Source organism: Pseudomonas sp. EGD-AK9 (assembly GCF_000465935.2).
GTDB lineage: Bacteria > Pseudomonadota > Gammaproteobacteria > Pseudomonadales > Pseudomonadaceae > Aquipseudomonas.
On sequence record NZ_AVOF01000194.1, the window covers coordinates 1 to 6,378 of the forward strand.

At 69.1% G+C, this 6,378-nt stretch carries 5 protein-coding genes; 1 reads left to right on the plus strand and 4 read right to left on the minus strand.

Going from position 1 to position 6,378, the window contains the following annotated elements; all coding sequences use genetic code 11:
* Window positions 1–11: 11 nt before the first annotated feature.
* Window positions 12–1,229, minus strand: a complete 1,218-nt coding sequence (gene hutI, locus N878_RS10440; protein ID WP_021443604.1) for an imidazolonepropionase — start codon at window positions 1,227–1,229, stop codon at window positions 12–14.
* A gap of 243 nt (window positions 1,230–1,472) precedes the next feature.
* On the opposite strand from hutI, the gene N878_RS10445 reads away from it, so the two are divergent.
* Window positions 1,473–2,066 carry a HutD family protein gene (locus tag N878_RS10445; protein ID WP_021443605.1) on the plus strand — a complete coding sequence of 198 codons (594 nt, stop codon included), beginning with the start codon at window positions 1,473–1,475 and terminating at the stop codon, window positions 2,064–2,066.
* Between the two features lie 84 nt (window positions 2,067–2,150).
* Here N878_RS10445 and N878_RS10450 read toward each other — a convergent pair whose 3' ends face one another.
* The 3 genes from N878_RS10450 to N878_RS10460 form a co-directional block, all read right to left on the minus strand.
* The gene (locus N878_RS10450) at window positions 2,151–3,533 is read right to left on the minus strand and encodes an aspartate aminotransferase family protein (RefSeq protein ID WP_021443606.1); all 1,383 of its coding nucleotides are present in this window, start codon (window positions 3,531–3,533) and stop codon (window positions 2,151–2,153) included.
* A gap of 60 nt (window positions 3,534–3,593) precedes the next feature.
* Window positions 3,594–5,015 carry an APC family permease gene (locus tag N878_RS10455; RefSeq protein ID WP_021443607.1) on the minus strand — a complete coding sequence of 474 codons (1,422 nt, stop codon included), beginning with the start codon at window positions 5,013–5,015 and terminating at the stop codon, window positions 3,594–3,596.
* Window positions 5,016–5,073: 58 nt separating this feature from the next.
* Window positions 5,074–6,378, minus strand: a 1,305-nt coding sequence (locus tag N878_RS10460; protein ID WP_021443608.1) for an aldehyde dehydrogenase, incomplete at its 5' end; no start/stop codon positions are given.

The window sequence follows — 6,378 nt, forward strand, 5'->3', positions numbered from 1 at the left end:
TGGAATGGCGATCAGCGTGCATGAACGAGTTCTCCGTTGAAGATGCGCTGGCGCAGGCGGCCGGCCTGGACGGCGTAGGCCAGTTCGGCCGGGGACTGCACATCCCACAGGCACAGGTCGGCGGGCGACCCGACCTTGATCCGCCCCAGGTCGGGGCGGCCGAGGGCGCGGGCGGCCTGGGCGGTCATGCCGCTCAGCGCCTCGCGCGGGGTCAAGCGAAACAGGGTGCAGGCCAGGTTGGCCATCAGCGTGGGCAGGCAGATCGGCGAGGTGCCGGGGTTGGCGTCGCTGGCCACGGCCATCGGCACCTGGTACTGGCGCAGCAGCTCGATGGGCGGCAGCTGGGTTTCGCGCAGCACGTGGAAGGCGCCGGGCAGCAGCACGGCAACGGTGCCGGCCTCGGCCATGGCGCGCACCCCGGCTTCGTCGAGGTACTCGATATGGTCGGCCGACAGCGCGCCGTAGCGCGCGGCCAGGGCGCTGCCGCCGAGGTTGGACAGTTGCTCGGCATGCGCCTTGAGCGCCAGGCCATGGGCCTGGGCCGCCTGGAAGATGCGCTCGCACTGCGCCGGGGAGAAGCCGATGCCCTCGCAGAACACGTCCACCGCATCGGCCAGACCCTCGGCGGCGGCCGCCGGGATCATCACGTCGCAGACCAGGGCCACGTAGTCGTCGGCGCGGCCGGCGTACTCCGGCGGCAGGGCATGGGCGCCGAGCAGGGTGGTGATCACCCGCACCGGACGCAGCTGGCCGAGGCGCCGGGCGACGCGCAGCATCTTCAGCTCGTCCGCCAACGTCAGGCCGTAGCCGGACTTGATTTCGACCGTGGTCACGCCATCGGCCAGCAGCGCATCGAGGCGCGGCAGGCTGGCGGCGATCAGCTCGTCCTCGCTGGCCGCGCGGGTGGCGCGCACGCTGCTGAGAATGCCGCCGCCGGCGCGGGCGATCTCTTCGTAGCTCGCCCCTTCCAGGCGCTGCTCGAACTCGCCGGCGCGATTGCCGGCATAGACCAGGTGGGTGTGGCAATCGACCAGGCCGGGGGTCATCACCCCGCCGCGACCGGCGCAGGCGGCGCCCTGGGCGAACGCCTCGTCGAACTCGCGCACCGGCCACAGGCCGGCGATGCGCTCGCCTTCGACCAGCAGATTCATCGGCTCGTCCAGCTGGGTCAGGCCATCGAAGACCCGCACGTCGCGCCACAGCTGTTTCGGGGTTGGGAATGCCGGCATGGGATTCTCCGCATTTATTTTGTATATACAATATGAGCCATCCGGGCGAGCGTCAAGCCATGCGAGGGAAAATGACCAGATGGTCACAGGGCCTTTTCAAACCGATGGATACTGGCTGAATCCGCCTAAATAGAGCGATCAAAGCCGCCAAACAAGGTGGCACCGGCCGCGTGCCGAGCAATGACCGCTGGTCGCCCGAACACAATGTATATACATTAGACTGAAACCACCCAGGAGGCTGCCATGCCCCATAGCCTGCTCGACCTCGCCACCGCCCGTGCCATGCCCTGGAAGAACGGCGGCGGCGAAACCCTGGAACTGGCCATCGCCCCGGCGGGCGCCGGCCTGGACGACTTCGCCTGGCGTATCAGCAGCGCGCGGGTCGCGGCGGACGGGGCGTTCTCGCGCTTTGCCGGCGTCGATCGCAGCCTGGCGTTGCTCAGTGGCGCGGGGCTGCGCCTGCGGCGTGGCGACGGACGGGTCGAGGAGCTGCACGCCGGCGGCGCGGTGGCACGATTTACCGGCGAGGAGGCGATCGCCGCGACGCTGGTGGACGGCCCGGTCGGCGACCTCAACCTGATGACCCGACGCGGTGTCTGGCGCCATCGCCTGACCCCGCAGCGGCTGCATGGGCGGCAGGAATTGCACAACGATGCGGCGGTGATGCTGCTCTGGTGCCAGGCTGGCGCGGGCATCGAGTGCCGGCTGCCGGACGGCGAGATGCAGCGGCTGGAAAGCGGCCAGGGATTGCTGCTGGAAGACCAGCCCGGGCCACTGGCGCTGCAGGCACCGCAGCCCGCCCTGCTCTATCTGGCCTGGCTGTATCGGCAGGGTTGACGCCCGCGGCAGCTGTCCCGCGCCCGCGAACGAAAAAAGGCGCAGCCCCTTCGAAGCTGCGCCTCGGTCCTGCCACGCTGGCCGCTAGAGCACGCCGATCTCCCGCGCGGTCTGGTCCACCGCCAGCTTGGTCTTGCTGACCAGCTCGTCCAGGTCGCTGCGCGTGGCCACCAGCGCCGGGGCCATGATCATGCGCCCGCCGGTGGCGCGGATGATCAGGCCGTTGTCGAAGCCGATGCTGCGGCAGCGCCAGGTCAGCTCGGTTTCGTTGGCGAAGCGCGTGCGGCTGGCCGGGTCCTCGCTGAACTGCAATGCCGCGACCAGGCCGCTGCCCTGGATCTCGCCGATCAGCGGGTGGCCGGCGAACGCCTCGCGCAGGCACTGCTGCAGGTAGGGGCCGGTATCGACCTTGACCCGCTCGACCACGCCTTCGTCGCGCAGCGCCTTGATATTGGCGATGGCCACCGCCGCCGCCACCGGGTGGCCGGAGTAGGTCAGGCCGTGGGCATAGACCCCGCCCTGCTCCACCAGGGTGTCGGCGATGCGCTTGGAGAGCACCAGACCGCCCATGGGGATATAGCCCGAGGTCAGGCCCTTGGCGATGGACAGGGTGTCGGGCTGGAAGCCGAAGTGCTGGTGGGCGAACCACTCGCCGGTGCGGCCAAAACCGCCGATCACCTCGTCGGCGCACAGCAGCACGTCGTACTGGCGGCAGATGCGCTGGATCTCCGGCCAGTAGCTCTGCGGCGGGAAGATCATGCCGCCGGCGCCCTGGAACGGCTCGGCAATGAACGCTGCGACGTTCTCGGCGCCCAGTTCGAGGATCTTCTCCTCCAGCTGCAGCGCGCAACGCCGGCCGAATTCGGCCGGACTCAGCTCGCCGCCGGCGGCGAACCAGTAGGGTTCGTCGATATGCGCAATATCGGGAATCAGTCCTCCCATCTCGTGCATAAATTTCATCCCGCCCAGCGCGGTGCTGGCCAGTGTGGAGCCGTGGTAGCCGTTCCAGCGGCCGATCATCACCTTCTTCTGCGGCTTGCCGACAATCTGCCAGTAGCGGCGCACGGTGCGGATCAGCACCTCGTTGGCCTCCGAGCCGGAGTTGGTGTAGACGGCGTGGCTGTAGTGGCTCGGCAGCAGGCTGAACAGCTGCTCGGAGAGCTCCACCACCGCCGGGTGGGTGGTGTGGAAGAACATGTTGTAGTACGGCAGCTGCTCCAGCTGGCGGCTGGCGGCGGCGGCCAGGTCCTTGCGGCCGTAGCCGAGGTTGGTGCACCACAGGCCGGACATGCCGTCGAGGTAGCGCTGGCCGTCGTTGTCCCACAGCTGCAGGCCTTCGCCGCGCACCATGACCCGCGGGCCTTCGGCATTCAGCGCCTTCTGGTCGACGAAGGCATGGATGTGGTGGGCCGCGTCCAGTTGCTGATAGTCGCGGGTGGTACGGCTGGGGATGTGGGGGACTGTCATGGCAGTGACCTCGCCTCGATGGGTTGTCGGGTGCCGGGGCCGGGCCCCGGCGGAAATCGGTTAGTTACGGGCCAGCACCTGCTCCAGCGGCTCCGGGGTGAACAGCGGTTTGCGCATCACCAGCTTGATCCACAGCACCGCGATCAGCGACACCAGGCCGAGCACCGCGCCGGCGCTGTAGAAGATGCTCGCGGTCATCTCCGGGCTGGGCGAGACGTAGTAGATCGACACCAGCATGCCGGCGATGCCGAGCAGCTGCGGCAGCGGGTAGAACGCCGTCTTGAACGGCCGCGCCAGGTCCGGGTAGCGGCGACGCAGGGCGATCACGTCGAGGTGGCAGATGATGTAGGCCAGCAGCCAGGCGATGGCCGCGGCCAGCAGCAGCAGGCCGATGGCGCCCGGGTCGTCGCCCATCAGCAGCACCGGCGCACCGGTGATGGCGGCGACGAACAGCACCGCCACCCAGGGCGTGTTGAAGCGCTTGCTGAGCCGCTTGAACTGCGGGAAGGCCTGGCCGTTGACCGCCATGCCCAGCAGCATGCGCGGGATGGCCGCCAGCGAGGTGTTGACCGTGCTGCAGGTGGCGGTGACCGCGGCGATCACCAGGAAGATCTTGCCGCCCTCGCCGAGCAGCGCGGTGGCGAACAGGTAGTGCGGCAGCGCGGCGCCGGCCAACTCCGCCTGCGGCACGTAGAACAGCGCGCCGATGGAGTACAGGGCGATGGTGACGAAGATCACCCCGACGCCGAGCATCATCGACCAGGGAATGTTGCGCTCCGGCTGCTTGGATTCCTCCACCAGCGGGCAGACGAACTCGGCGCCAACGAAGCCCCAGATGGCCAGCGCCACCAGGGTCAGCACCCCGGCGCCGAGCGGGTTCCAGTCGTTGCTCAGCACCCCCTCCAGCGCCGGCTGGCTGCCGCTGCCGGTCACCGCGGTCAGGCCCAGGGCCAGCAGCACTATCACCATCACCAGCGCCAGGGCCGACTGCAGGCGGGCGAACAGGTCGATGCCGAGCAGGTTGAGCAGGGTGAACAGGATCAGCACGCCATAGGCGATGCTCATGCTGGGGAACACCCCGGGGTAGACCTCGCCGATGATCAGGTCGAGCAGCAGCAACTCGGCCGACAAGGCGAACATCGCCACCACCACGTAGCCGGAGAAGGTGGCGAGGATCGCCGGGAAGTGCCCCAGGGCCACCTCGGTGTAGCTGCTCAGACTGCCGGCGCGGGGAATCATCAGCGCCAGTTCGGAGAACGACATGACGTAGGTCAGAGCGAGGAAGAAAGCCAGGGTCAGCGGGATCAGAAAGCCCAGCCCGGCGATGCCGGCGCCCTGCAGCATCAGCACCATCACGCCCTGCGACACCACCAGGCCGATGGCCACGGCGAGCAGGGCGCCGAGGCCGAGGCGGGCCCGGGACTTGGCGACGGGCCGCTCCGTGGCCAGGGTGGAAGCGAGGCTGATATCGGGATCGATCATGGTGGTTCTCCTGCAATCTTGTTGTTGTGACAGGTGGAACGACGGGCCCGCGCGCGGCTCAGCCGCGCAGTTGAACCCAGGTGGTTTTCAGCTGGCTGTACTTGTCGAAGGCGTGCAGCGACAGGTCGCGGCCGAAGCCGGATTGCTTGCAGCCGCCGAACGGCACGCAGACGTCGAGGGCATCCACGGTGTTCACCGACACGGTGCCGGCGCGCAGGCGCCGGGCCACGCGGTGGGCGCGGTTGAGGTCGTCGGTCCACAGCGAGGCGGCCAGGCCGTAGCAGCTGTCGTTGGCCAGGCGCAGGGCCTCGTCCTCGCTGTCGAAGGCGCTGACCGCTAGCACCGGGCCGAACACCTCCTCGCGGGCCAGGCGCATCTGCGGCCGCACGCCGGTGAAGATGGTCGGGGTGATGAAGTTGTCCGAGCCACCCACGCGCAGGCGCTGGCCACCGCAGGCCAGCCGCGCGCCCTCGCCCTGAGCCTGGTCGATAAAGGCCATGATGCGTTCGGTCTGCCGCGCCTCGACTATGGCGCCCATACGACTGGCCGGATCCAGCGGGTCGCCCGGCTGCCAGTCGCGCGCCTTGGCCAGCAGGCGTTCGACGAACTGGTCGTGGATGGAGCGCTCGATCAGCAGCCGCGAGTTGGCCGAGCACACCTCGCCCTGGTTGAAGAAGATGGCGAAGGCGGCCTTCTCCGCCGCCAGGTCGAGGTCCTGGCAGTCGGCGAACACCAGGTTGGGGCTCTTGCCGCCGCACTCCAGCCACACCTGCTTGAGGTTCGACTGCGCGGCGTAGGCCATAAAGTACTTGCCCACCTCGGTGGAGCCGGTGAAGGCCAGGCAGTCGACATCCATATGCAGGCCGAGGGCCTTGCCGGCCGTTTCGCCCAGGCCTGGCACCACGTTGAGCACGCCTTCCGGCAGGCCGGCCTCCAGCGCCAGCTGGGCCAGGCGCAGGGCGGAGAACGGCGACTGCTCGGCGGGCTTCAAGACCACCGAGTTGCCGGCGGCCAGCGCCGGGGCCAGCTTCCAGGCGGCCAGGTCGAGGGGGAAGTTCCATGGCACCACCGCGCCGATCACCCCCAGCGGCTCGCGGCCGATGGTGGCCAGGGCATTGCTGGCGGTGGGCGCGACCTGGTCGTAGAGCTTGTCCAGCGCCTCGGCGTACCAGGCGAAGACCTGCGCGGCGCCCGGCACGTCGAGGTTGTAGGCGTCCAGCACCGGCTTGCCCATGTTCAGCGAATCGAGCAGCGCCAGCTCCTCGCGGTGGGCCAGGATCAGCTCGGCCAGGCGCAGCAGCACCGCCTTGCGTTCGCGCGGCGCCATGCGCGGCCAGGGGCCCTGCTCGAAGGCGCGGCGGGC